This is a genomic window from Streptomyces sp. AC555_RSS877 (genome assembly GCF_019049245.1).
Classification (GTDB): Bacteria; Actinomycetota; Actinomycetes; order Streptomycetales; family Streptomycetaceae; genus Streptomyces.
In genome coordinates this window covers 63,226-89,379 of the sequence record NZ_JAGMUK010000053.1, presented here as the reverse complement: position 1 = coordinate 89,379, position 26,154 = coordinate 63,226, and the positions used below count along the sequence as shown (strand labels likewise).

At 71.6% G+C, this 26,154-nt stretch carries 22 protein-coding genes; 17 read left to right on the top strand and 5 right to left on the bottom strand.

The features are described from left to right. Positions 1-193 precede the first annotated feature (193 nt). From KUM49_RS23210 to KUM49_RS23195, 4 genes are all read left to right on the top strand, one after another. Entirely contained in the window at positions 194-1,726 is a 1,533-nt protein-coding gene (locus tag KUM49_RS23210) for a DUF4331 domain-containing protein (protein WP_217238839.1), read from the top strand. Positions 1,727-2,520: 794 nt separating this feature from the next. Next, entirely contained in the window at positions 2,521-3,936 is a 1,416-nt protein-coding gene (locus tag KUM49_RS23205) for a tetratricopeptide repeat protein (RefSeq protein WP_308406706.1), read from the top strand. Beyond that, positions 3,933-5,657, top strand: coding sequence for a sulfite exporter TauE/SafE family protein (locus KUM49_RS23200; RefSeq protein WP_217238838.1), 1,725 nt, complete (start codon positions 3,933-3,935; stop codon positions 5,655-5,657). The genes KUM49_RS23205 and KUM49_RS23200 overlap by 4 nt, the downstream gene beginning before the upstream one ends. 45 nt (positions 5,658-5,702) lie before the next feature. Beyond that, positions 5,703-7,346 (top strand): serine/threonine-protein kinase, encoded by a 1,644-nt coding sequence (locus KUM49_RS23195; protein ID WP_217238837.1) that lies wholly within the window; start codon positions 5,703-5,705, stop codon positions 7,344-7,346. Between the two features lie 4 nt (positions 7,347-7,350). Here KUM49_RS23195 and KUM49_RS23190 read toward each other — a convergent pair whose 3' ends face one another. Further along, positions 7,351-8,157 carry an SGNH/GDSL hydrolase family protein gene (locus KUM49_RS23190; RefSeq protein ID WP_217238836.1) on the bottom strand — a complete coding sequence of 269 codons (807 nt, stop codon included), beginning with the start codon at positions 8,155-8,157 and terminating at the stop codon, positions 7,351-7,353. A gap of 295 nt (positions 8,158-8,452) precedes the next feature. Here KUM49_RS23190 and KUM49_RS23185 point away from each other — a divergent pair, with 295 nt between their 5' ends. The 7 genes from KUM49_RS23185 to KUM49_RS23155 all read left to right on the top strand — a co-directional run bounded on the left by KUM49_RS23185 (position 8,453) and on the right by KUM49_RS23155 (position 18,116). After that, entirely contained in the window at positions 8,453-9,661 is a 1,209-nt protein-coding gene (locus tag KUM49_RS23185; RefSeq protein WP_217238835.1) for a S8 family peptidase, read from the top strand. A 273-nt stretch (positions 9,662-9,934) separates the two neighbouring features. Then, on the top strand, positions 9,935-10,234 hold the full coding sequence (locus tag KUM49_RS23180) for a hypothetical protein (RefSeq protein WP_254401659.1): 300 nt from the start codon (positions 9,935-9,937) through the stop codon (positions 10,232-10,234). 1 nt (position 10,235) lies between these two features. Then, on the top strand, positions 10,236-11,333 hold the full coding sequence (locus tag KUM49_RS23175; protein WP_217238834.1) for a GNAT family N-acetyltransferase: 1,098 nt from the start codon (positions 10,236-10,238) through the stop codon (positions 11,331-11,333). Positions 11,334-11,698: 365 nt separating this feature from the next. After that, positions 11,699-12,520, top strand: a complete 822-nt coding sequence (locus KUM49_RS23170) for a glycosyltransferase family 2 protein (protein ID WP_217238833.1) — start codon at positions 11,699-11,701, stop codon at positions 12,518-12,520. Then, positions 12,517-13,524: a glycosyltransferase family 2 protein gene (locus KUM49_RS23165; RefSeq protein ID WP_217238832.1), complete on the top strand. Its 1,008-nt coding sequence runs from the start codon at positions 12,517-12,519 to the stop codon at positions 13,522-13,524. The genes KUM49_RS23170 and KUM49_RS23165 overlap by 4 nt, the downstream gene beginning before the upstream one ends. Beyond that, positions 13,517-14,317: a polysaccharide deacetylase family protein gene (locus tag KUM49_RS23160; protein ID WP_217238831.1), complete on the top strand. Its 801-nt coding sequence runs from the start codon at positions 13,517-13,519 to the stop codon at positions 14,315-14,317. The genes KUM49_RS23165 and KUM49_RS23160 overlap by 8 nt, the downstream gene beginning before the upstream one ends. After that, entirely contained in the window at positions 14,310-18,116 is a 3,807-nt protein-coding gene (locus tag KUM49_RS23155; protein WP_217238830.1) for a lipopolysaccharide biosynthesis protein, read from the top strand. The genes KUM49_RS23160 and KUM49_RS23155 overlap by 8 nt, the downstream gene beginning before the upstream one ends. Positions 18,117-18,119: 3 nt before the next feature. Here the strand turns inward: KUM49_RS23155 and KUM49_RS23150 are convergent, their stop codons facing one another. Beyond that, positions 18,120-19,550 carry a xylan 1,4-beta-xylosidase gene (locus KUM49_RS23150; protein WP_217238829.1) on the bottom strand — a complete coding sequence of 477 codons (1,431 nt, stop codon included), beginning with the start codon at positions 19,548-19,550 and terminating at the stop codon, positions 18,120-18,122. Positions 19,551-19,753: 203 nt separating this feature from the next. Between KUM49_RS23150 and KUM49_RS23145 the strand changes: the two genes are divergently transcribed. Then, positions 19,754-20,848, top strand: a complete 1,095-nt coding sequence (locus KUM49_RS23145) for a DUF5925 domain-containing protein (protein ID WP_217238828.1) — start codon at positions 19,754-19,756, stop codon at positions 20,846-20,848. 21 nt (positions 20,849-20,869) lie between these two features. Further along, positions 20,870-21,640: a DUF72 domain-containing protein gene (locus tag KUM49_RS23140; RefSeq protein ID WP_217238827.1), complete on the top strand. Its 771-nt coding sequence runs from the start codon at positions 20,870-20,872 to the stop codon at positions 21,638-21,640. A gap of 445 nt (positions 21,641-22,085) precedes the next feature. Here KUM49_RS23140 and KUM49_RS23135 read toward each other — a convergent pair whose 3' ends face one another. Then, positions 22,086-22,457 (bottom strand): GntR family transcriptional regulator, encoded by a 372-nt coding sequence (locus KUM49_RS23135; protein WP_217238826.1) that lies wholly within the window; start codon positions 22,455-22,457, stop codon positions 22,086-22,088. 71 nt (positions 22,458-22,528) lie between these two features. On the opposite strand from KUM49_RS23135, the gene KUM49_RS23130 reads away from it, so the two are divergent. Then, positions 22,529-23,458 carry a GNAT family N-acetyltransferase gene (locus KUM49_RS23130; RefSeq protein ID WP_217238825.1) on the top strand — a complete coding sequence of 310 codons (930 nt, stop codon included), beginning with the start codon at positions 22,529-22,531 and terminating at the stop codon, positions 23,456-23,458. Next, positions 23,439-23,939 carry a DUF402 domain-containing protein gene (locus tag KUM49_RS23125; protein WP_217238824.1) on the top strand — a complete coding sequence of 167 codons (501 nt, stop codon included), beginning with the start codon at positions 23,439-23,441 and terminating at the stop codon, positions 23,937-23,939. The genes KUM49_RS23130 and KUM49_RS23125 overlap by 20 nt, the downstream gene beginning before the upstream one ends. 42 nt (positions 23,940-23,981) lie before the next feature. Here KUM49_RS23125 and KUM49_RS23120 read toward each other — a convergent pair whose 3' ends face one another. Then, positions 23,982-24,599 carry a class I SAM-dependent methyltransferase gene (locus tag KUM49_RS23120; protein ID WP_217238823.1) on the bottom strand — a complete coding sequence of 206 codons (618 nt, stop codon included), beginning with the start codon at positions 24,597-24,599 and terminating at the stop codon, positions 23,982-23,984. 140 nt (positions 24,600-24,739) lie between these two features. On the opposite strand from KUM49_RS23120, the gene KUM49_RS49860 reads away from it, so the two are divergent. Next, positions 24,740-24,874: a hypothetical protein gene (locus KUM49_RS49860; protein WP_095749573.1), complete on the top strand. Its 135-nt coding sequence runs from the start codon at positions 24,740-24,742 to the stop codon at positions 24,872-24,874. A 30-nt stretch (positions 24,875-24,904) separates the two neighbouring features. On the opposite strand, the gene KUM49_RS23115 is transcribed toward KUM49_RS49860, so the two are convergent. Then, a complete protein-coding gene (locus KUM49_RS23115) occupies positions 24,905-25,354 on the bottom strand; it encodes a GNAT family N-acetyltransferase (RefSeq protein WP_217238822.1) in 450 nt (149 codons plus the stop codon). A 138-nt stretch (positions 25,355-25,492) separates the two neighbouring features. Here KUM49_RS23115 and KUM49_RS23110 point away from each other — a divergent pair, with 138 nt between their 5' ends. Next, positions 25,493-26,071, top strand: a complete 579-nt coding sequence (locus KUM49_RS23110) for a dihydrofolate reductase family protein (protein ID WP_217238821.1) — start codon at positions 25,493-25,495, stop codon at positions 26,069-26,071. The last annotated feature ends 83 nt before the right edge of the window (positions 26,072-26,154 follow it).

Here is a 26,154-nt window from a genome sequence, read left to right as displayed (position 1 = left end):
CTCCGCACACCGCACCCTGCCCGCCCCGTCCCACGCGGTATTCGCAACGAACACACCTCCGGATGGGGTACGGATCAGCGGGCCGAAAACGCGGGTCCAGCAGCCAGAAAAAGTCTTTTCAGATTCGACCAATCCGGCCCCGCCCCCGCTCCGAATCCCCGGCGTCAGGCAAGTTGGACTGAGGACGGACGGCATGACACCAATCTCCAGGAGCGGTGCGGGACACAAGCACCTCGCGACTCTCGTATGTGGTGCGCTGGCCGCCGGCGGGCTCGCAGCCGCCGGTGTGACCGCGCTGGAACCGGGGGCGGCCGCCGCCTCCAGCCACCGGGAGGCCCCCCTGATCTCGGGGCAGCCCCAGTACGACAACACGGATGTGTACGCGTTCGTCAGCCCGGACAAGCCGGACACCACGACGATCGTGGCGAACTGGACCCCCTTCGAGGAGCCCGCCGGCGGTCCGAACTTCTTCCCGTTCGCCGAAGACGCGCAGTACGACCTCCACATCGACAACAACGGTGACGCGCAGGGCGAGCTGCTGTACCGCTTCACCTTCAAGACGCACGTCAAGAACGAGAAGACGTTCCTCTACAACACCGGGCCGGTCGAGAGTCTGGACGACCCGGACCTCAACGTCACGCAGACGTACGACATCGAACTGATCAAGCTGAAGCACGAGCGGCTGGTGTCGAAGACGAAGGTCGCCGACGACGTGCCGGTGGCACCGTCGAACGTCGGCAAGGCGTCCATGCCGGACTACGCCAAGCTGCGCGACCAGGCGGTGCACGAACTGCCCGGCGGCTCGACGACGTTCGCCGGCCAGGCCGACGACCCGTTCTTCCTGGACCTGCGCGTCTTCGACCTGCTGTACGGCGGGAACCTCACCGAGGTCGGCAACGACACGCTCAAGGGCTACAACGTCAACTCCATCGCCCTCCAGGTGCCGACCCACATGATCACCGAGTCGGCCGAGCAGCCGATCGTCGGGATCTGGTCGACGACCCAGCGCAAGAACGCCCAGGGCTACTACTCCCAGGTCTCGCGGCTCGGCATGCCGCTGGTCAACGAGGTCGTCAACCCCATCAAGGACAAGGACAAGTTCAACGCGTCCGCGCCCCGGGACGACGCCCAGTTCCTCAAGAACGTGACCAACCCGGAGCTGCCGAAGCTCATCGAGGCGATCTACAAGATCGACGCGCCCGACGAGCCGCGCAACGACCTCGTCGACGTCTTCCTCAAGGGCGTGAAGGGCCTCAACCAGCCGCCGCACGTGGTCCCGGCGGAGGAACTGCGCCTGAACACCTCGATCAAGCCGGTCTCCGACCCCAAGCGCCTCGGTGTCCTCGACGGCGACAACGCCGGCTTCCCGAACGGACGCCGCCTCACCGACGACGTGATCGACGCCTCGCTGCAGGTCGTCGAGGGTGAACTGCTCGGCGCGAAGAACGACCTGGGCGACGCCGTCGACAAGAACGACAAGGACTTCGAGAAGGCCTTCCCGTACGTCGCCCTCCCGACCGAGGGTTCACGCGGCCCGCTCGCCAAGGGCACGACCGACGGCAACGACGTCCGCAGCCAGATCGGCGACGCCCTCCAGCCGGCCGGTGCGGGTGGATCCGACGACACCACCCTGATCGCCGCCTCCGCGGGCGCCGGCGCGGCCGGCATCCTCCTGGTCGGCTCGGCCCTCGTGTGGTGGCGCCGGATGAGGAATCGGGCGTACTGATCCGTACTCTTCACCGACTGGCGCGGCCCGCACCCAACCTTCCCCCACGGCGCGGGCCGCGCCGCGACTTCCCTGCACAGCGAGCCGACCGAGGAGAGGGCATGGCCCGGCGTACGAACGACAGCGCACCGGAGAACGACCAGGGCGCAGAGCCGACGGCACTGCCGGAGCGCGGGCGCGGGTCGGGTGCGGATACGGAGCCGGGACGCACGGGCGGCGCGGGTACGGGCGCGGGGCCGGAACGCGAAGACGGTGCGGGGGCGACTGCTGTGCCGGTGGCGGTGCCGGTGGACGGAGCGAGTGCAGCCACCATGCCGGGGGCGGGGGCCGGCCCGGGTTCCGTGGCCGCGCCAACCGCCCTCGCCCCGGAGCAGGCCGAGCCGGAGACGAGGGACACCTCCGAGACAGCGGAGCCGGACGCGAAAGGCACCCCCAGGACCGCCCCGCCGCAAGCTGCGGCCGGCCCCGAGTCGGCCCTGCCGAAGCCCGGGGCGGACTCGAGTACAGCCCCGCCGAGGACCGGGGCCGACGCGGAGGCAGCCCAGGCTCAGGGCGCGACCCGGCCGGAGGCGGAAGGCTCGTCGGCCGATTCCCGGTTTGCCGACCAGGCTGCGCCGCAGGCCGCCGCGTCGAAGGTCGAGCCTCGGGCCGCAACCCGCGACACGCCGGAAGCCCGGTCCACGCCGGAGACACCCGCGAAGGCCGGGGCCGACGCCGAGGCAGTCCGGGCGCGGGGCGCGACCCGGCCGGAGGCGGAGGCCGTGTCAGCGGGCCCTCGGCCTGGCGCCCGAGGTGTGCCGGAGGCGGCCCGTCCCGCCCGGGGGGACGAGATCGCCGTGGCCGACCAGCGCGTTGCCGCCGTGCGGCGGGTGGGGGCTGCCGGGCGGCGCTGGCGGGGCGCTCAGCTCGCCGGCTGTGCGGTGCTGTTGGCCGTCGCGTTCACCGCCGGTTCCGTGGCGGTCGGTGCCGTGCGGGACGGCGGGACGGCGACGGTCGCCTCCGCACCCGCCGCCGTGTCGCCCGAACTGCTCACCGGCGGTGATCTCGACGCGAGTATCACCGCTCTGCAGGCTCATCTGCGGTCCCAGCCAAGGGACTTCGGCGGCTGGGCCACCCTCGGTATCGCCTATGTCGAGCAGGCCAGGACGAAGGGGGACCCCTCCCGCTACCCGCAGGCCGAGCGGGCTCTGCGGCGCTCCCTCGGCCTGGAGCCGGACAACGTCCAGGCTCTCGCCGGCCGCGCCGCCCTCGCCGCGGCCCGGCACGACTTCGAGGACGCGCTGAATTACGCGGACCAGGCGCTGAAGCAGAACCCCTACAGCGAGCGCGCCCTGTCCTCCCGGATCGACGCACTCGTCGAACTCGGCCGTTACGACGACGCGGCGAAGGCCGCCGACCTCGCGGACGAACGCCGGCCGGGCATTCCGGTCTTCACGCGGTACGCGTACGTGCACGAGCTGCGCGGCGACGTGGCCACCGCGCGGCGGGTGCTGGAGCAGGCGCTCGCGTCGGCCACCGCCCCCGGGGACGTGGCGTACGTGGCCACCGCGCTCGGCCAACTCGCCTGGAACCAGGGCGAGTACGCGACGGCCCTGACCCACTACGCCCGCGCCCTCGCCGCCGACGACGCCTACCTGCCCGCCCTGGAGGGCCGCGCCCGCGCTCAGGCCGCGAGCGGCGACCGGGCCGCCGCGATCAGGGGCATGGAGGCCGTCGTCGCCCGCTACCCGTTGCCCGGCCCGCTCGTCGAACTCGGCGAGCTGTACGAGGCCCGCGACGCCGAGGGCGACCGGGCGAAGGCCGGCGACCAGTACGCCCTCGTGGACGCCTGGACGGCACTCGCCCGCGCGGGCGGTGTCAACGCCGACCTCGACACCGCGCTCGCCGCCGCCGACCACGGCGACAAGGCCGAGGCCCTGCGCGCGGCCCGCGCCGAATGGGCCCGCCGCCACACCGTGCACACCGCGGACGCCCTCGCCTGGGCCCTGCACGTCAACGGCCGCGACGAGGAGGCCCTGCCGTACGCCCGCCGGGCCACGGCCCCCGGCTACCGCAACGCCGCCTTCCTCTACCACCGCGGTGTGATCGAACACGCCGTGGGCAACGAGCAGCAGGCCCGCACCCAGCTGAAGGCGGCCCTGGACCTCAGCCCCGGCTTCTCACCCCTGGGCGCCCGTGAGGCCCGTAAGACCCTGGAGGCGGCCAAGTGAAGCCCCAGCCCCGCCGGTGCCGACGCGCCCTCGCCTCCGCCGCGGCCGTGCTCACGGCAGCGTGCGCGCTCGTGCTCGTCCCCTCGGGTACGGCCGGCGCCCATCCCCTCGGCAACTTCACCGTCAACCACTACGACGGCCTCGTCACCACGCCCGGCGAACTGCGCGTCGACCACGTCGAGGACCTCGCCGAGATCCCGGCGACCCAGGCCGGGCCGGACATCGAGCGGCTGGGTATGACCGAGTGGGCCCGGCAGCGGTGTGTGCAGGCCGCCGACGCGAGCCGGGTCACCGTCGACGGCCGTGCGGTGGCCCTCACCGCGAAGAACAGCGACGCGCGCCTGCGCCCCGGTCAGGCCGGCCTGGACACCCTCCGCCTGGAGTGCCGCCTCACGGCACCGCTGCCCGAGGACGACACCGTCACCCTCGGCTTCCGCAGCGCGGCCACGGACTCCGGCCCCGGCTGGCGGGAGATCACCGCGCGCGGCGACCGCACGACGCTCACGGAGTCGGACGTACCGACGAAGTCGCTGTCCGGTGAACTGACCGAGTACCCCGAGGAGTTGCTCTCCTCCCCCGCCGACACCGCGACCGCCGCCCTGCGCGTACGGCCCGGCGGCCCGGCCCTCGTCGAGGGGCAGGAGGACGCGCCCGCCGCCTCCGTCCTGCCGCGCGGCGCCGACCGCTGGACCCGGGCCCTGGACTCCCTGGTCGCCCGCAACGACCTCACCGTCGGTTTCGCGGCCCTCGCCCTCCTCATCGCCGTCGCCCTCGGCGCCATGCACGCCCTGGCACCGGGCCACGGCAAGACCCTGATGGCCGCCGTGGCCGCCGCCCGGGGCGGCAAAGCCCGGATGAAGGACGTCCTGCCCCTCGCCGCCTCGGTGACGGTCACCCACACCCTCGGCGTGGTCGCCCTCGGCCTCCTGGTCACGGCCGGTTCGGCGGCGGCGCCCTCGGTGATCGCATGGCTGGGCATCGCGAGCGGCGCCCTGGTGACCGCGGCCGGCGCGACCCTCGTACGACGAGCCTGGCGAAACCGACAGCAGGCCCATGGGCACCCGCACCCGCACGACCACCCGCACTCCCACGACCACGACCACGGACACCCCCACCCGCACCCGCACCCGCACCCGCACCCGCACGACGGCGAGCACGCCCACGAGCGCACGCCGGTCCTGGTCGGCGCTCACGGCCAGGCCACCCCCACCGGCCACCCACACGAACACCCGCATCCCCATGCCCATCCCCACCCCGAACACGAGCACAGTCACGACCACGACCACGATCACAGCCCCGAAAGCGACCACCCCCACAGCCACCCCCACACCGTCGAGCACACCCACGGCGGTTTCACCCACACCCACGCCACCGCCCCCACCCTCCGCGGCACGATCCTCCTCGGCTTCGCCGGCGGCCTCGTGCCCAGCCCCTCCGCCGTCGTCGTACTCGTCGGCGCGGCGGCGCTCGGGCAGGCCTGGTTCGGTCTGCTGCTCGTCGTGGCGTACGGCGTCGGGCTCGCCCTCACCCTCACCGCGGCCGGCTTCGCCGTCGTCAAGCTGGGTACCGGAGTGACCCGGGTGCTGGACAAACGCCCGCGTTGGACGAACAGCCCGCTGACGGCCCTGGTCCGCCGGACCGCACCGGTGGGGTCGGCGCTCGTCGTCGTGGCCCTAGGGGTCGGACTGGTGCTCAAGGGGGCGGCATCCACACTCGGCTGAGCTACTTTTGTGGAGATATCTCGCGGATGCGAAGAGGGGGCGCCCGTGTCCGAAGAACCGGGCAGTGAACGTCTGATCGCGGGCCGCTACCGTCTCCTTGCCCCGCTCGGCGAGGGCGGCATGGGAACGGTGTGGCGGGCCCGTGACGAGTTGCTCAACCGCGAGGTCGCCGTCAAGGAGGTACGCGCGCCCTCCGGACTGCCCGGCACCGACATCGAGCGGATGTACGCGCGGCTGGAGCGGGAGGCGTGGGCGGCGGCCCGGATCTCCAGCCCCAACGTGGTGACGGTCTACGACGTGGCCACCCAGGACCACCGCCCGTGGATCGTGATGGAGCTGGTCCGCGGCATCTCCCTGGCCGAGCTCCTGGAGGCCGAGGGGCCGCTCAGCCCGCAGCGTGCCGCGCACATCGGCGCGGACGTGCTGGCCGCGCTGCGGGCCGCGCACGAGGCCGGGGTGCTGCACCGGGACGTGAAGCCGGCCAACGTCCTGCTGTCGAACGACGGACGCGTGGTGCTCACCGACTTCGGCATCGCCATGGTCGAGGGCAGTTCCGCGCTGACGATGACCGGCGAGGTCATCGGCTCGCCCGAGTTCCTGGCACCGGAGCGGGCGCTGGGCCGCACGCCCGGCCCGGAGTCCGACCTGTGGTCGCTCGGCGTACTGCTGTACGCGGCGGTCGAGGGCAGTTCACCGTTCCGCCAGAACACGCCGCTCAGCACGCTGCGCGCGATCGTCGACGAGGAGCTGCCGCCGCCGCACCGGGCGGGTCCCCTCGCCCCCGTGATCGAGGGGCTGCTGCGCAAGGAGCCGGGGGAACGGCTGCCCGCCGACCGGGCCGAGCAGGATCTGCGGGTGATCGGCGCTGGGGGTACCCCCTCCTTGGGAGGCACGCTCGGCGCGGACGCCGTACCGGCAGCCCCCTACGCGCCGACGACCGTCGCGCACCAGCAGCCGTACCGGCCGGCCCACCCGCCGAGCCGCGACCAGTCGCCGCCGACGGCACCGGTCCCGCCCGCCTGGACGCAGTCCGGGGGCACGGCCACCACGGCGGAGCGGCCGCACCGCAACCGCCGTGCCGCCGTCGTCCTGATCGCGGGCATCGCCGCGCTCGCGCTGGCGGTCGCCGGACTCATGTACGCCCTGCTCGACAATGACGACGGCAAGGAGGCCGGGGGGCCCTCGAAGGAACCGTCCAGTCTGAGTTCGCCGTCGGTGAGCGATCCCGACCGGAGTGACACGGCCGAGCCGACCCGCTCCCCGAGTCCGAGCCCGAGCGGCAGCCCCACGACCGCCGCTCCGCCCCCGTCGGTGAAGGTCACGGTGGCCGGTTCGCACACGGAGTACACCGGCACCTGCCCGCCGCCGCAGAGCGAGGCGCCCGCCTTCACGGCGACGCTCACGGTGGGCAGTCTGCCGTCGGAGGTGACGTACCGCTGGGTGTCCAAGGACGGCGAGATCATGGACCAGGAGTGGAAGACCCTCTCCTTCCCGGAGGGCGGCGGGCTGACCCGTCAGGACACGGCGTTCGTGACGACGAACGACGAGAACGGCAGCCTTGAGAACGAGATCGGTGTCGAGGTCCGCTCTCCGGTGGAGACGACGTCCAACTCGGTGCCGTTCTCGGTGACCTGTGTGACGGAGACCCCGTCGGACGGGGCCTCCGCTTCCACGTCGCCGTCCCCCTGAGGGGTCAGGCCAGGCCGTTGAACACCGGCAGGTAGCCGCCGGACTGGCCGGCCGCCGTGGGGTGGTACGACTCGCCGATGTTCAGCAGGTTGAGGCTGCGCAGCCAGGAGCTGCCGGAGCAGATCTCGTGGCCGGTGAAGGTGGTGCGGACGTCACCGAAGGCGTACCCGAAGTTCGCGGCACGCTTGGCGATGGCGGTGTCGAGGTAGTCGGCCGCGTCGTTGATCGCCTTCCGCTTGGTCTCGGAGAGGCCGAGGCAGGTGGTGTTGAGCTTGTAGAAGCGGGGGTAGCCGAGCACGACCACGCGGGCGGCCGGTGCCTTGGAGCGGATCGCCGAGTAGACGCTGTCGAGCTTGCCGGGCAGCGTCGAGTCGACGTACGCCTTCGCGGTGTTGATCCGGGACAGGCAGGAACTGTCGGACTGGAGCACACAGGTCGTCATGACGTCGGCGAAGCCTGCGTCGTTGCCTCCGACGCTGATCGAGACGAGGGCGGTGGCGGCGCTGAGCGGGGTGAGTTGATTTGCCAGAACATCACCCGTTCGGGCGCCCGAGCAGGCGGTGAAGTCGAACGACGAGGGTGAATGGGCGGCGGCCCAGAGGTACGGATAGGCCTTGGTGCTGCGCTTGCAGTTGCCGCTCGCGGACAGGTAGCTGCCCGCTCCCACTCCGGAGGAGTAGGAGTCGCCGAGCGCTACATACCCGCCTGGTGCGGCGAGTTGGGCTGCGTGTGCGGTCGTGGCCCCGGTGAGGGCGGTGGCGACGGCCAGGAGGAGCGAGCCGACGTATGCGGCAAATCGGGAACGTCTCATGGAACCTCCCTTAGCAGGATCTCTGCCACAACCGTCGTAGCAACTACGCGTGTTGACGGGAAGTGTTCATGCCAAGACTTTCCGGGCCAACTGACGACCCGTTTGATTACGCGTCCATGACAAACGTGTGACAGGCCCTCAAGCCCCTTGATCTACACCCGTAGACCACTGACTCTTTACTCAGCCGCGGGACGGAACGCGACGCTCCACGGCCGTGCGTGCGACGACGCGCGCACCCCCCACAGACGCGCGCCCCACCCGGGCACGCGTCGCCTATGAGGAGGACTCCCTCGTAATGGCACAACTGCGTAGCAAGAAGGTCCGGCTCGCCGCGATAACCAGCCTGGCGACCGCCGCCCTCGTGGGCGGGCTCACCGCCCTCCCCGCCCAGGCCGCCCCGGCCGAAGGCAAGGTCCTGGCCGCCGGCTCCCCCACCGCGATCAAGGACAGTTACATCGTCACCCTCAAGAAGGACGCCGGCTTCAAGGCCTCCTCGAGCGAGGGCAAGAGCCTGATCAAGGAGTACGGCGGCTCGGTGAAGAAGACGTTCGGCGCCGCGCTGAACGGCTACACCGCCACCCTCTCCGCCGCCGAGGCCAAGAGACTCGCCGCAGACCCGTCGGTGGCCGTCGTCGAGCAGAACCAGCGCGTCCAGCTCACCGACACCACCCAGTCCAGCGCGCCCTGGGGCCTGGACCGCAGCGACCAGACCTCGCTCCCGCTGTCCGGCACCTACACGTACCCGGACACCGCGGGCACCGGTGTGACGGCGTACGTCATCGACACCGGCGTGCGGATCACCCACTCCCAGATCAGCGGCCGTGCCTCGTACGGCTACGACGCCATCGACGGCGACACCGTCGCCTCCGACGGCAACGGCCACGGCACCCATGTGGCCACCACCATCGCGGGCTCCACCTACGGCATCGCCAAGAAGGCGAAGATCGTGGCGGTCCGCGTGCTCGACAACGCCGGCTCCGGCACCACCGCCGGTGTGATCGCGGGCATCAACTGGGTGACCAACAACCACTCGGGCCCCTCGGTCGCCAACATGTCGCTCGGCGGCGGCGCCTCCACCACCCTGGACACGGCGGTCGCCAACTCCATCGCGAGCGGCGTGACCTACGCCGTCGCGGCCGGCAACAGCAGCGCCAACGCCTCCTCGTACTCCCCGGCCCGCGTCGCCTCGGCGATCACGGTCGGCGCCACCACCAGCACCGACGCCAGGGCCAGTTACTCAAACTACGGTTCGGTCCTGGACATCTTCGCCCCCGGCTCCTCCATCACCGCGGGCTGGTACACCAGCGACACCGCGACGAACACCATCTCCGGCACGTCGATGGCGACCCCGCACGTCGCGGGCGCCGCCGCGGTCTACCTGGCGGGCCACACCTCGGCCACCCCGGCCCAGGTCGCCACGGCTCTCGTCAACGGCTCGACCACCGGCAAGGTCACCAGCGCGGGCACCGGTTCCCCCAACCGCCTGCTGAAGATCGTGCCGTAAGCAACCAGGAAGCGGTTCCCCGCACCCGGTACCGGGTGCGGGGAACCGCTGTTGTCCGGCTTCGCCGTCTTGACGGCTCCCGCGCGACTGAGCGACATTGAAGCCCGGCATCCGGCGCTTCGGGGGGCAAAGTCGCCAATGCAGTCCATACGTGGCACAACATCTTCAACAGCGTCGACGGACGGCACCGAGGGAGCGTCGCCAGGACCGGGGAGGGACCTGGCACCGCTGCTCGCGGGCGCCGCCACTGCCGTCGGGGGATTCGGCGCGGCCTTGGCACTCGCCGGCTCCGACTCACCCCTGCGCGGCCCGCTCACCCTGTTCTTCCTGCTCACGGCGCCCGCCGCGGTCATCGGCGCCGCACTGCGCGGCCTCGAACCGATCGGCCGGACCATCGCCGCGCTCGCGGGTTCGGTCGTCGTCAACATGCTGGTGGCCCAGAGCATGCTGGCCCTGCACAGCTGGTCGGTGCGCGGCGGGATCGTCGCCGTGACCGCGATCAGCTGTGTTCTCCTCCTGCTGGTTCTGGTACGACGACCGCCTGGCCGTACGACGACAAGGCAGGGCATCTGACGTGGACATCAGCGTGTACCGTCCCGGCGAGCTGAGCGAGGCCGACCGGACGGCGTGGACGGCGATGCAGTCCAAGGCCCACCTGCTCGGCTCCCCGGAGCTGGCGAACCCGTTCCTGTCCCCCGAGTTCGCGCTCGCGGTGGGCCGCTACCGGCGCGGGGTACGGATCGCGGTGGTGCGGGAGGACGGCGAGGTCGCCGCGTTCCTCCCGTACCAGCGGACCGCCACCGGCATCGGCCGGGCCATCGGGCTCGGCATCTCCGACGCCCAGGGCGTGGTGCACCGGCCTGGGTTCACCTGGGACGCCCGGGAGCTGCTGCGGGCCTGCGGGCTCGCCCTGTGGGAGTTCGACCACCTGGTGGAGGGCCAGCGGGCCTTCGAGGCCGGGGCCACCGGCACCTTCCCGTCGCCGGTGATGGACGTGGACCAGGGCTACGAGGCCTATCTGGCCCAACTCCGCGCACAGTCACCGAAGTTCACGCGCACGACGCTGGCCAAGGAGCGCAAGCTGGGCCGGGACGCGGGCGAGGTGACGTACGTGCACGACGAACGCGACCCGGCGGCCCTGCGCACCCTGATGGACTGGAAGTCCGCGCAGTACCGCAGGACGGGGCGCAGCGACCGCTTCGCGCACGATTGGATCACCCGGCTCGTGCAGCACCTGTTCCACACGCGTTCCGAGTCGTTCGCGGGGATCCTGTCCGTGCTCTACGCGGGCGGCAAGCCGGTCGCCGCGCACTTCGGACTGCGCACCGAGCGGGTGCTCGCGTGCTGGTTCCCGGCGTACGACCCGGCGTTCTCGAAGTACTCTCCCGGCCTGGTGCTGCACCTGCGGATGGCCGAGGCGGCCGCCGCGGACGGCATCGCCTACCTGGACCTAGGCCGGGGTCAGAAGGAATACAAGGACTCCCTGAAGACACGTGAGCTGCAGGTGTCGGAGGGGTGGGTGACCAGGCGTCACCCGGTGGCGGTCGGACATCGCGTCCGCCGCGCCCCGGTGCGGGCGCTGCGCAACGCGGTGGTGTCGCGGCCGGAGTTGTTCGAGCCGGCCGACAAACTGCTCAAGCGGGCGGGAAAGATCCGCTCGTCCCGTCGGTAACGGTCAAACCAACAAAAACGTGAGGCCTCGTTATAGGTCTTGCCATACGGGTTCAATCGTCAATACCGTCGTACATCTCACCCGCATCGGTCCATCATTGCGCGGCTCTAGGGGAGGGCTCAAGGACCGCGATGGCCCGGCGCGGGGCGCGGTAGGGGGGTGCCGTGCTCGGTGACCGTACTGGTGACCGAGTCGTGCCGCGCGGTCGGCAGCCGTTGTCGGAGGCCGGCCAGCTTTGCCAGCTCACCCGGTGGGTGCGGAGTTCCATTCCGTGGTGCCGTGCGTGAGAAACCCCCCTTTCGAACCGGACACACAGCCGGGCTGCCCAGGGGCGGGCGGTCCACCGGACGAGAGGGACCAGACTCATGAGCTTCGATCTGCGGCCGGCCACATCGGGCCAGGACGCCTTCGCGACCAGCCATTACCGACCGATCTCCTCTCACCTGGCCATCGCGCCGCCGGTGAGCGTGGTGATTCCCGCCATGAACGAGGCGGAGAATCTCCCCTACGTCTTCAAGACCCTTCCGGACTGGATCCACGAAGTGGTCCTGGTGGACGGCAACTCCACCGACAACACCGTCGAAGTGGCCCGCGAACTGTGGCCTGACGTCAAGGTCGTCGAGCAGCGCGGCAAGGGCAAGGGCGACGCCCTGATCACCGGGTTCAACGCCTGCACCGGCGACATCATCGTGATGGTCGACGCGGACGGCTCGGCCGACGGCAACGAGATCGTGTCGTACGTCTCCGCCCTCGTCTCGGGCGCGGACTTCGCCAAGGGGTCCCGCTTCGCCAACGGCGGCGGCACCGACGACATGACCTTCATCCGCAAGCTCGGCAACTGGGCGCTGTGCACCACCGTCAACCGCAAGTTCGGCGCCCGCTACACGGATCTCTGCTACGGCTACAACGCCTTCTGGCGGCACTGCCTCGACAAGATCGACCTCGACTGCACCGGTTTCGAGGTCGAGACCCTGATGAACATCCGGGTCGTGAAGGCAGGGCTCAAGGTGCAGGAGATACCGAGCCACGAGTACCTCCGCATCCACGGCACCAGCAACCTGCGGGCCGTGCGGGACGGCATCAGGGTGCTCAAGGTGATCCTGCGGGAGAGCTCCAACCGGCGTGCGCTGCGCAGCCGCAGGCACCCCTCCCCGATGCTCGACTCGGTCCGGGGAGAGGTGTCTTGAGCGGTCCCGACATCTCCGTCGTGATCTGCGCCTACACCGAGGACCGCTGGGAGGACATCCTCGCGGCGGTCTCCTCGGTGCGTGCGCAGTCCCGGCCTGCCCTGGAAACCCTGCTGGTCGTCGACCACAACGCGGCACTCCTGGACCGGCTCACCAAGGAGTACAAGGAGTCCGGGGAAGGCACGGCGGTGCGGGTGCTCGCCAACGCGGGCCCCCGCGGCCTGTCCGCCGGCCGCAACACCGGCATCGCCGCCTCGCGCGGTGAGGTCGTCGCCTTCCTGGACGACGACGCCGTCGCCGAGCGGGACTGGCTCGCGCACTTCGCCAAGGCGTACGCGGATCCGCGGGTGATGGCCGTCGGTGGCCGTACGGAGCCCATCTGGGCCTCGGGCCGCCGGCCGGCCTGGTTTCCCGCGGAGTTCGACTGGGTGGTGGGCTGCACCTACAAGGGGCTGCCGCCCGGCCTGGTGCGGGTGCGCAACGTGCTCGGCGGCAACGCGTCCTTCCGGCGCAGCGCCTTCGACGCGGCGGGCGGCTTCGCCACCGGCATCGGACGCGACGGCGACAAAAGGCCGCTGGGCTGCGAGGAGACGGAGCTGTGCATCCGCCTCACCCGTGCCCGGCCGGACGCGGTCCTCCTGATCGACGACCGGGCGGTGATCCACCACCGGGTGCCCGAGGCACGCGAGCACTTCGGGTACTTCCGCACCCGCGCGTACGCCGAGGGCCTGTCCAAGGCCCTGGTGGCGCGCAGTGTCGGCGCCGGCAAGGGGCTGGAGTCGGAGCGCCGGTACGCCACCCGGGTCCTTCCGGCCGGGGTGGCGCGCGGGCTGCGGGACGCCCTGCTGGCCCGGCCGGGCGGTGCGGGCCGGGCGGGCGCGATCGTGGCCGGGGTGCTCACGGCGGCGGGCGGATACGTGGTGGGAAGTGTCCGGGCACGCCGGGGCGGGGCAACCTTCTCGGTGGCGCAGCTGTCGGACAGCGAGGGGGGCAGACATGACTGAGGCACCCGTGCCGATCCTCATGTACCACGAGATCGGCACCGATCCGAACGAAGCGACCCGCGAACTGTCGGTCACGCCCGGGGACTTCGCCGCCCAGATGGCGCTGATCGGCGACCTGGGCCTGACCCCGGTCACCGCCGCCGATCTCGCCGCCTGTTGGCGAGGTGGCCGCCCGCTGCCCGCGCGGCCCGTGCTGATCACCTTCGACGACGGCTACGAGGGCGTGCACCGGCACGCCCTGCCCGTCCTCGCCCAGCACGGCTTCACCGCCACCGTGTTCGTCTCCACGGGCTGGATCCGCGGTCCGCACGACACCGGCGACAGCCCCGACACCATGCTCGACTGGGCCCAGGTCAGCGAACTGGCCGCGGCGGGCGTCGAGATCGGTGGGCACAGCCACACCCACCCGCAGCTGGACCAGCTCGACGACGCCGCACTGCGCCACGAGCTGATCCACTGCAGGGAGATCGTCACCGACGAACTCGGCACCGCCCCGGCCTCCTTCGCCTACCCGTACGGCTACTCCAGCCGCCGGGTGCGGCAGGCTGTGCGGGAGACGGGGTACGGCCAGGCGCTCGCCGTCGGCAACAGCCTCGCGCGGCGCCGCCAGGGACCGTACGCCCTGCGACGCGTCACCGTGCGCCGCAGCACGGGTGTCGAGGAGTTCGAGCGGCTCGTCAAGGGCCGTGGGATCGCCCGGAACTTCGCCGGGGACCGTGCCCTCACCAAGGGGTACGCCCTGGTCCGCAGAGCACGCCAGGTCCGCCGGAAGGCCATCCGTTCCCGTGTCTGACACGACCACGACCACGACCGAGGACACCTCGCCCGCGACCGGGGCGCCCGAGCAGTCGGGGCGCAGGCTCCGGCTGCCCGGGCTCGGCCGGTCGCCAGGGGGCAGCCAGCTGTTCCGCAACGCCTACGCCCTGATGCTCAACACCGGCATCTCCGCGGTGCTCGGCCTCGGGTTCTGGCTGGCCGCAGCCCGCTACTACTCGGAGGCGGCGGTCGGCCAGGGCTCCGCCGCGATCGCCGCGATGAAGCTGCTCGCGGGTCTGACCGCGGTGACCCTGACCGGGGCGCTGGCCCGCTTCATCCCGGTCGCGGGCCGGGCCACCGGGCGGCTGATCTTCCGTACGTACGTCGGCAGTTCGGTGGTCGTGGCGCTGGCCGCGGGTGCCTTCCTGCTGACGCTGGACGTGTGGGGGCCGTCGTACGGCTTCCTGAACGCGCCTGTCAGCGGGCTCGGCTTCGTCGTGGCCGTCGTCGCCTGGAACCTGCTCACGCTCCAGGACGGGGTGCTGACCGGGCTGCGCAGCGCACTGTGGGTACCGGTCGGCAACACCGTGTTCTCCGTGGTGAAGCTGGGGCTGCTGGTCGCGTTCGCGGTGGCCGTCCCCATGACCGGTGTGTTCGTGTCGTGGGTCGCGGCGATCGCCTTCTCCGTGCTGCCGCTGGGCTGGCTGGTGTTCCGGCGTCTGGTGCCCCGGCAGGTGCGGGCGACCGAGGAGCACGCGCATCCGCCGACGTGGCGGGAGGTCGGGCGGTTCCTGGCCGGTGACTACACCGGCTCGCTGTTCTCGCTCGCCGTGGTCTACCTGATCCCCGTGATCATCGCCTCGCAGGTCAGCTCCGAGGACAACGCGTACTTCTACATCACCGCCACCATCGGCGGCACGGTCAACCTGCTCGCCATCAACATGGGCGCCTCGCTGACCGTCGAGGGCTCGCACGACCCGCGGCGGCTGGCCTCCAACGCCCGGGCCGCGCTGAAGCGGATGGCGCGGATCATGCTGCCGGTGGCCGGGGTGCTGTTCTTCGGGGCGCCGTGGATCCTCGGCGTCTTCGGCGCGGGGTACGCGGACGCCGCCACCCCGCTGCTGCGCTGGTTCGCGGTCGGCGGGCTCCTGCGGGTCGTCATGGAGACGTACTTCGCGGTGCTGCGCGCGCAGAGCCGCACCGCCGGACTGGCCTGGCTGCAGGGCCTGTTGTGCGCCCTGGTGCTCGGTCTGACGCTGCTGCTGCTGCCCCGCATGGGCCTGACCGGCGCGGGCGTCGCGGAGATCTCCGCCCTCGCGGTGATCGTCGCGCTCGCCGCACCCAGGCTGTACAGGATCGTCCGTGCGTCGGGCGCCGAGCTGCCCGAGGGCGCGGCGCCCGACGGGGACCTCGCCGACCTGGGGGCGCGCGAGGCGCCCGCCTCGGCACACAAGCGCGGGCCGGGCTGGGCACTGGACCAGGACACCCTCGGCCTGGGCATCCACGTCGACTTCGACCACCTGGAACGCCGGCCCGATGTGCGCCCGGGCCCCGGCACCCCGCCCACGGGCGCGCCCGCGGTGCCCGAGGACCAGCGGCCCGCCTGGGCGCGCAAGCCGGAGCTGGGGCTGCCGGTCGAGGCCCGGGAGCCTGGGTCGGAGGCGTCGTTGGGTCCGGCCGAGGCGGAGGTCGACGCGCCGTTCGAGGCAGACGAAGAGGCAGAGGCAGAGGAGGCCCTCGTACGCGAAGAGGCACGGGAGAGGCCCGTACACGAAGAGGTGCCGGAGCCCGAGGTGCGGCCCGCCTCGGGGCCGAGGGCCCTGCTGCCCACCCGTCTCGGTGTGGTCCTCGGTTGCCTGCTGACCGCCGCGCTGCTGCTGTACTGGGTGCCCGCGCTGCGGCTGGGCGAGGCCGACCTGGACCGGATGGGCGGGCTCGGGCTGGTCTCCGTGCTGCCGAAGGCCACGCTCGTCGGCGCCGGGCTGCTGGTCCTGGTCTTCGCCTCGCTGCTGTGGCTGGGCCGCGAACACCGGGCGCTGCTGCTGGTCACGCTGCTCGCGACGGTGGTCTCGCTGCACGCCCTGCCCGCCGTGATCGAGGCCGAACCCCGGTTCGCGACGGCCTGGCAGCACCTCGGCTTCCTCGACTACATCGACCGGACCGGGTCCGCGGTGCCGGACCTGGACGCGCGCTGGAGCTGGCCGGGGTTCTTCGCGGCGGCCGCGTTCGTGCTGAAGGCCTGCGGGGTCGACGACTTCACCGAGGTCATCCGCTGGTGGCCGCTCGCCGTCCAACTGCTCTACCTGGCGCCGATGTTCCTCCTCGTGCGGTCGATGCGGGCGAGCTGGCGGGCCAAGTGGACCGGCATCTGGATCTTCGTGCTCAGCGGCTGGGTCGGCCAGGACTACTTCTCCCCGCAGGGCTTCACCTATCTCCTGTATCTGGTCTTCGTGGCGATCCTGCTCGTCTGGTTCCGGGCACCGGGCGTGATCTGGACCGGCCGGCGCCCCGGCGAGATCGAGGTCGAGCCGACGAACCGGCGGCAGCGGGCCGTGCTGCTGACGGTGGTGATCGGCCTGTTCGCGGCGAGCGTCCCGGCCCACCAGCTCACCCCGTTCGTGATGCTGGGCGTGCTGACGGTGCTCGTCCTGGTCGGCCGCAGCGAACTGCGGGGGCTGCCCGTGCTGTTCGGCGTCGTGGTGGCCGCCTGGGTGGGCTTCATGGCCGAGCCGTACTGGTCCGGGCACTTCGACGAGATGTTCGGCGGGGTCGGCGGGGTCGGCGGCAACGTGTCCTCGTCCGTGTCCGGCCGTATCGAGGGCGGCAGTTCGACCCACAAACTCGTCCTGTACGCGCGCGTGCTCCTCGCCGGCGGCGTGATGGCCTTCGCCTGCTACGGCTGGTGGCGCAGGCGCGAGCACAAGTACCGCGAGCGGTCGCTGCTGGTCCTCACGTTCGTGCCGTTCCTGGGCTTCGGCATGCAGTCGTACGGCGGCGAAATGGCCCTGCGGGTCTTCATGTTCGCCCTGCCGGGCGCGGCCCTGCTCGCCGGGCTCGCGCTGTTCCCGCGCACCGGCGTCACGATCGAGGAACGCGACAAGGACCGGGTGAGCCTCGCCCCGCTGGCCGCGCTGATGGCGGGGCTGGTGCTGATCGGCGGCTTCCTGGTGGCCCGGTGGGGCAACGAGCCCTTCGAGCGGACCCGGACCGGCGAGATCGCCGCCATGGAGTACGTGTACGCCCACGACGACCCGACGGCACGTCTGCTGTGGCTGAGCAACGACCCGGTGAACGTCGTGACGCCGTCGCTGCCGTGGGGCGCGAAGGACATGGAGAAGGTCGAGTACCTGCCCACGCTGGCGCCGACCGACCCGGTGCTGGTGTCCGGCCTGGTCAAGGCGCTCAAGGACGCGGGCCCGAACTCGTATCTGATGGTCAACCGCAGTCAGGTCGTCTACCTGCAGCTGGACGTGGGCTACGCGGCCGGCTGGGAACCGCGGCTGATCAAGAACCTGGACGACCGGAAGGAACTGAAGAAGGTCTTCGTCAACGAGGACGTGACGATGTACGCGCTGCGCAAGCAGCCCGAGGGCAAGGTCCCGGCCGCGGATCCGGGTCCCATCGGACCGCAGGTGACCTGGACGCCGTGGTCGGTGGTGGGGGCCCTCGCGGCGCTCGCGCTGATCGTGCTGCTGTCGGCGCGGGAGGTCGTCCGGGTCGCGGTGCGGCCGAGCGTGCGGCAACTGCAGTGGCTGCAGAGCACCTTCTGGTTCTCGCTGCCGCTGCTGGCGGTGCTGCTGGCCGCGTTGGTACAGCGGTTGACGACGATCAAGTGAGGGTCAGGTGGCCCGGCGTTCGAGCCACCTGACCTCGTACGCCTGCATCGTGACGTCCTTGCCGTCGATCTTCGCGCTGATCGACCGGTCGAGGGTGTTGACGACCAGGATCACCTCGTCGGTCGCCAGGACCCGGACCTCGGACCCGTCGGCGGCGGCGACCGGCACCTCCTCCGCGGCGGTTCCCGGCGGGAACTCCTGGCTGAAGCGCGCGACCAGGTCGTACATGGGCAGCTTCTCGCCCCCGCCCCGGCTGTCGGTCGGTGTCCACAGGCAGCCCGGGCAGTCGGAGCCCTTCTCCTTCTCCGGGTTCCAGTAGAAACCGGAGGAGGCACCGCCCTTGACCATGGCGATCATCCCGGCCGCCTGGACGGCGACCCGGCGGGTCTCGGACCAGCCCTTGCGCTCGTCGTTGCCGTCGGCGGGCTCGACGTAGTACTCGGCCCACCACAGCGGCAGGTCGCCGGTCCGCGCGCGCACCCAGTCGCCCACCGCGGTGAACTTGTCGGTGGCCGCGAACTCGTCGGGCAGCAGCTCGTCGTCCTGGGTGTAACTGGACCCGTCCACGACCACGAACTCGGCGCCCGCCTTGTGCTTGTTCCAGTACTCGAAGGCGTCGAGGACACGCTGGTCCATGGCGCCCCAGGGGCCTTTGAAGGTCGCGGAGGCGTCTTCCGACCTCGGGTCGAGACTGTCCATGACCAGGTAGGGCCCGCCGACCATGATGTCCCTGTCGACCTTCTTGAGGGCCTTGTAGACGAGGTTGTACAGCTCGGTGTACCCCTCGTGGTCCCAGCGGGCCTCGGCGTCGTTCCAGAAGCCCTTGAACTCGTTCCAGACGATGAAGTGGCGTACGTCCGGATAGCGCTTGGCGACGGTCGCGGCCAGGTCTGCGAAGTCCTGGTAGTGCTCACGCTCGGGGGCGGTCTCCAGGGAGGCCTGGCTCCAGTCGGTGTTGTCGACGCCGGCCTCGCCGCCCTTCATCCAGTCGGGGGCGCAGCACAGCGTGATGACGGGCGTGCCGCCGGACGCGCGCATGAAGTCGACGCGGAGGTCCATCGCCTCGAAGTCGTAACGCCCCTCGACCGGTTCGGGGTTGTCGGCGCCCCAGCCCATCAGGTGCTGGATCTGCGGCAGGCCCCCGGCCTCCGACAGCAGTTCCTCGACGCGCTCGACGGCGGCGGCACTGCCCTCGTCGGCGCTGAACTGGGTGTGGGTGAAGCCCCAGCCCACGTCCGGCTGTGTCGCGGCCGGAGTGGCGGTGGGCGTGCCGTGCACCTTGTCCCCGTCGCGCGAGGTGCCCTCGGTGCCCGAGCCGCCCCCGGGAAGCGTGTTGAGGAGGGTCACCACCAAAGCCAGTGCGGCCACGCCGACCCCGAGCAGCGCGGTGAGCCGCCACCGCCCCACCCCCGAATTCCACCCATGACGTCCCATCAAGGGCAACCGTATCCGGCAGGACGCCCCCTGGGGCAGATGTCGTGGGCGCACAGCTGTGTAACAGGCCGAAGGGGATACGCCGGGAGCGCGGGACGCTCGTGACGCGCCGCGGTTCTCGCGCCGCCCGTGCCGAAGGTGCGGGGGGCGGTGCACCGCGGAAAGCGGGTGCACACGGCGTCCGCGTGCCGGATCATGGCGGCATGTCTGCGAACCCACACGACGCTCTGCCGATCCGGCTCAACGTCGACGACAGCGACTCACCGTCCGACGTCGTCGACGCGCTGTTCCTCGGCCGCTTCGCGACGGGCGAGCAGCCGTACTCGCACGCGGCCAACATCGACCGCGTGCGGTCCGGGGCGACGCTGCTGCCGGCGGGCGCCCGGGTGCTGCGCGTCGCCCGCGACGACGACCGGAGCGCGACCCTCGCCGAGGGCGACGGCTGGACCCTGCTGATCTCCCGCTGGAACCGCGGCGCCGACGTCACGGTGACGGCGACCAGTCCCGAGCTCGCCGAAAAGGTCCTCGACCAGGCCACCGACGGCGCGGCGGACGAGCCCGAACCGCAGCCGGAGAACGTGACCATGGGCTTTTGGTACGTCTCCCCGAGGCGCGGCCCGCACCGCACCACCCGGCAGATCTCCGCGGGCACCTGGGACGAGGTGCGGGACAACTACACCGCGCCGGTCGCGGACGCGATGGACCGCCTGATGAAGACGACCCCCGATGGCATCGCGGGCCGTCTGCTGCTCCTGCACGGCCCGCCGGGCACCGGCAAGACCTCGGCGCTGCGGACGCTGGCGCGTTCCTGGCGGGACTGGTGCCAGGTGGACTGCGTCCTGGACCCCGAGCGCCTCTTCTCCGACGTCGGCTATCTGATGGACATCGCGATCGGCGAGGACGACTCCACGGGCAAGGGCCGCTGGCGGCTGCTCCTCCTGGAGGACTGCGACGAGCTGATCCGCGGGGAGGCCAAGCACACGGCGGGCCAGGCCCTGTCGCGGCTGCTCAACCTGACCGACGGCCTGCTCGGCCAGGGCCGCAACGTCCTGGTGGGCGTCACCACCAACGAGGACCTGGAGCGCCTCCACCCGGCCGTGGTCCGCCCCGGCCGCTGCCTGGCCCGCATCGAGGTGGGCCGGCTGACGCACCGGGAGGCGGTGAGCTGGCTGGGCAGCAAGGAGGGTGTGGGCCGCGAGGGCGCGACGCTGGCGGAGCTGTACGCGTTGCGCCGGGGCACCTCGCCGACCTCGGTACCGGAGCCGCGGCCGGGGACGGACGCGGGGCTGTACCTGTAGGGCGCGTGCTTTGATGGGGATATGACCCTGTTCCTCGGCACCTCGGGCTGGCAGTACAAGGACTGGCGGGGCGTCCTCTACCCGGCCGGGTGCCCGACGCGGCTGTGGCTGGAGGAGTACGCGGCGCGTTTCGCGACGGTCGAGATCAACAACGCCTTCTACCGGCTGCCGTCCCGGGAGACCTTCGAGGCCTGGCGGGAGCGCACCCCGCCGGACTTCGTCGTCGCGGTGAAGGCCAGCCGCTATCTGACCCACATCAAACGGCTGCGGGACCCCGAGGAGCCGGTGCACCGCCTGATGAGCCACGCGGCGGGCCTCGGCGACCGCCTGGGACCGGTCCTGCTCCAACTGCCACCGACACTGCGCGCGGACGCGGGGCTGCTGGACACCTGCCTGTCCTGCTTCCCGGCCGGGACGAGGGTCGCGGTCGAACCGCGCCACGACTCGTGGTGGACGAACGAGGTGCGCGAGGTGCTGGAATCACGCGGCGCCGCCCTGTGCTGGGCCGACGTCCGCTCCCGCCCGGCCACCCCGCTGTGGCGCACCGCCGACTGGGGCTACGTCCGCTTCCACGTCGGCCGCGCCCGCGCCTGGCCGCACTACGGCCGACGGGCCCTGAAGACGTGGGCCGAGCGGATCACGCAGACGTGGTCCGGGGGCAAGGACGTGTTCGCGTACTTCAACAACGACCCGACGGGGGCGGCGGTGGAGGACGCGATGACCTTCGCCAGGGCGGCGCGGGCGGAGGGCTGGGACGTCACCCGAGCGCCGGAGCACCTGGAGCGGGCTTGACGCTCCCGGCCCCGGCCCCGGCCCCTTTCGGGGAAGGTCCCGCGCTTCCGGATTTCCGGTGCCCACAAAAGGCCCGCGCTCCCCGAGTCCGGTGTCCCACGGAAGGGCCCGCACTCCCCGAGTCCGGTGCCCCACGGAAGGGCCCGCACTCCCCGAGTCCGGTGCCCCACGGAAGGGCCCGCACTCCCCGAGTCCGGTGCCCCACAAAAGAGCCCACGCCCCCCGAGTCCGGTGCCCCACAAAAGAGCCCACGCCCCCCCGAGTCCGGTGCCCCACAAAAGAGCCCGGGCGTTCTCGGTTCCGGTGGCCCAGGGAAGAGCCCGGGCGTTCTCGGTTCCGGTGGCCCGGGGGGAAGGGCCCCGGACGCTCGCGGCTCCGGCCCTCCAACGGGAAAGGCCCCGGACGCTCGCGGCTCCGGCCCCCAGGGGAAGGCCCCGGACGTAGCTCAGCCCGCCCCGTAAGCCGCCCGCAGGGCATCCCGCACCGCGACGAGTGCCGCGTCCTCGTCCAACCCGAGCCGTCGGACCCGCTCGGCGTACGCCTGTGCGGCCAGCGCGGCTTCCCGTTCCGCCGCCGAGCCCGCGGCGGCGACATACGTTCCGTTGCGCCCCCGGGTCTCGATCACCCCGTCCGCCTCCAGCGCCCGGTACGCCTTGGCGACGGTGTTCGCGGCGAGTCCGAGCGACTCGGCCAGCCCTCGCACCGTCGGCAGCCGGTATCCCACCGGCAGCACCCCCGACCGGGCCTGCTCGGAGATCTGGGCCCGCACCTGCTCGTACGGCGGGGCGCTCTCATCGATGTGGATCTTCAAGGTCACGGGGTGATTGTCCCGCACCCGCCAGAAAATGAGAGGCACCGCGGTCCATCGCCCCCGTAGCGTGCGCGTACATGACTGTGATCGTGCGCGACCTCGCGCCCGAGGTCCGAGCCGACATCGAGGGCTTCGCCCGCGTCCGCCACCTCGCGCTTCCGTTCTTCCTCGTCACCCCGGACTCCCTCGCCCACGACCTCGCCCACATCCGGCCCGAGGCCCACTACCGGCCGCTGGTCGCGGAGGAGGACGGCGAGGTGATCGGCACCGCCCAGGTCGGGCTCGTCCATGACAGCCCGGAGGCCGGTCTGGGCTACGTCAACGTCTACGTGCACCCGGAGCGGACGCGCCGCGGCGCCGGCGCGCTGCTGGTTCGCGCCGCCGAGGAGCACCTGACCGCCCACGGTGCGACCAAGCTCTTCGCCTGGGTCCTGGACGAGCCGGGCAACCGCGTCTTCGCCGAGCGGCACGGCTACCACGGCAGCCGCTCCGCGCACTTCCTCCGCCTGGACCTGGCGAACGGCGACCTGCCACCGCTCGGGGCGCTGCCGCCGGGTGTCGAACTGCGCACGGGTGCCGACTTCGCGGACGATCCGCGCCCGCTGTTCGAGCTGGACTCGGAGACGATGTCGGACGAACCGAGCGACATCGCCTACGAGTTCACCGACTACGAGGCCTGGCTGGCGGAGACCTGGTACCACCCGCTGTTCAGTCCAGAGCTGACCTCGGTCGCCGTGGCCGACGGCCGCCCCGCGGCCTTCAGCATGGCCCGCACCGACGGCGGCACCCGCTACGGCACCGTCATGACCGGCACCGCCCGCGCCTTCCGCGGCCGGGGCCTGGCCAAGCTCGCCAAGAACGACTCCCTGCACCGCGCGCGTGCCGCCGGATTCACGCAGGCGTTCACGGGCAACGACACCGGCAACGACCCGATGATCGCGATCAACAAGTGGTTCGGGTACGAGATCTGCGCTACGGAGGTGCGGTATGTCCGCGAACTCGGCTGACCCCTCGGTGCTCCTGGAGATCGTCCTGGTCAAGGGGGGCCGCACGAAGATCCGTTACGAGGCCGGGCTCCTCGGCGACGACGGCACCCGGCTCGTGGTCCGCGCCGCCTGGGCCGGCGAGGGCGTCCGCGACTTCGGCTTCGTCCGCTTCGAGCCCGGCGACGTCTTCACCGAGTACTACTGGCGGGACCGCTGGTATGCGGTGAAGGAGGTCCGCGCGGCGTCCGGTGATCTGAAGGGCTGGTACTGCGACGTCACCCGCCCGGCCACGCGGTCCGGTGGCGAAGTCGTCGTGGAGGATCTCGACCTGGATTTGTGGCTTTCGGCCGACGGCACGGACGTGCTCCGCCTGGACGAGGACGAGTTCGCCGAGAGCGGTCTCGCGGAGCGGGACCCGGAGGCGGCGGCCGCCGCCGTGGCCGCCCTTGACGAGTTGGAGGCGCTGGCGCGCGCGGGCGGCTTCGACGCGCTGCTCTTGTAGCCGTCCTCAGCCGACCACCTACGCCGCCACTCGTGACCGTCCTCAACGGACCACCGCCACCACCGCATACCGCTCGTCCTCCACCTCCCTCCCCCACAGCAGCCTGTCGTCCGACAGCCGGTCGACGCGCACCTGCGCGGCGAGCGGGGCGAGGAGGGCGGTGAGCCGGTCGGCGGGGATGCCCACCGGGCTCGCCGTCCCCCACACGCCCTCGACCAGCACCAGCCGCCCTCCCGGTCGCAGCAGCTCCCGCCAGTGCCGCACGGCGCGGCCGGGGTCGGGCAGCGCCCACAGCAGGTGCCGTACGAGCACGACGTCGAAGCGCTCCTCCCTCACGGGCGGTGCCGTCGCGTCACCGACGAGGAACACGGCGTCACGGCCGGCCGACTTGGCCCGCGCGAGGCCGACCATGGCCGGAGACAGGTCCACGCCGGTGAGGTGGTGGCCCTGTTCGGCGGCGAGGAGCGACAGGCTGCCGGTGCCGCAGCCGAGGTCGAGGACGTCGGACGGGCGCTCGGGGATCCAGTCGCGCAGCCGTCCTGCCCAGGCGTGGCGCACCCGCGGGTCGCGCAGACCGTGGTCCGGCTCGTCGTCGAAGGAGGCGGCCCGCGCGTCCCAGTCGACACTCACCGAAGTCGTTTCGTCACTCTCGTGCGTCATGCGCCCAAGGGTGACACCTGCCACTGACAGTCGAATCGTGACACTGGCCACTGACAGAACAGCAACCGATGAGGAAGTCTCCCTTAACGGGTCTACCTCCGTGAGAACGCGGAACTCGGTAGACCCTGAAGGAGGCAGCCATGCGCCGTGTGACCGTGCAGAAGCCCCTGAAGAAGACGGACTCCCGCCAGGTCCGCGAGGAGGCCGACGAGCGCCCTGCGGGACGCCCGGAGGTCCGAAAGGACATCGCGCGCACGTGGTGGCCGGACGGGTGAGGGGCACGAGTTGCTCGGCCCGAGTTCACGTCAGTGCAGCCGCTTGCGGTAGTGAACGCGGTCGTACGGCCCGTCGGTGCGCCGCTCCACGACCTCGTATCCGTACTTCGGGTAGATCTTCTGGTTCTCCCACATCAAGGCGTGCGTGTGGAGCCTGAGTTCGGGCAGACGCAGCGCACGCGCGCGTGCCTCCACGAAACGCAGCAGCCGTCCCCCCACGCCCCTGCCGTGCGCGTCGGGGTGGACGGCGATGTTGTCCAGGTACAGGTGGTCCTCGTACGCCTCGATGACCACCAGCCCGATCACGGGCTCCCCCGTCACGAACACCTTCCCCTCGGCCACGTTCGCCGCGTGGTCCGCCCGCATGGGTTGCGGCACCGTCCCGATGCGCTCGATGTAGTGGTGGTACGCGGCGTCGGTGACGGCTTTCACGGCGGGTACGTCGGCTGTCGTCGCGGGCCGGATCTCCTCATGCGTCATGGCGCGCACGCTACCGGGACCGATGCGCCGTGCGACGGGCTCGGCCAGTGGTGAGGCGCAGGTGATCCCGCGCGTCGCGATGAGTTCCGCGGCTTGCGGCGGTCGTACCGTCGAGCCCGTGACCGAGGAGGACTTCTCATGCGCAGCGTGACCTATTCGATGAGCGTCTCACTTGACGGCTACATCGTCGGGCCGGACGGCCGCTTCGACTGGACGGTGCCCGACGAGGAGGCCTTTCGCTTCTGGATCGACGAGATTCGAGAGGTCGGCGTCCACCTGCTGGGACGACGGCTGTACGAGACGATGCTGTACTGGGAGACCGCCGACCAGGATCCGTCGCTCGACGACGCCAATCTCGAGTGGACCGCGCTGTGGAAGGCGCTGCCGAGGGTGGTGTTCTCCACCACGCTGTCGTCGGTGCAGGGCAATGCCCGCCTGGCCTCCGGCGGCGTGGCGGAGGAGATCGAGCGGCTGCGAGCCGAGCCGGGAGAGGGCGACATCGCGATCGGCGGCGCGACTCTCGCCGCCGAGGCGGCCGCGGCGGATCTGATCGACGAGTACCGGGCCATGGTCTACCCGGTGCTGGTCGGCGGTGGCACTCCGTTCTTTCCCCAGCGCGAGCGCCGGGTGGATCTCGAACTCGTCGAGACCCGCACCTTCCCCTCGGGAGTCGTCTACCTCCGCCACCGCGTGGCGCGCCAGGCGGCCGTGTCCTAGATCGCTGCCGCCACCGTGACGCAGGCCGGCCACCTACCTGATCTCCGTCTCAGCCCTCCCTTAAGGCGGCCATAAAGATCGCC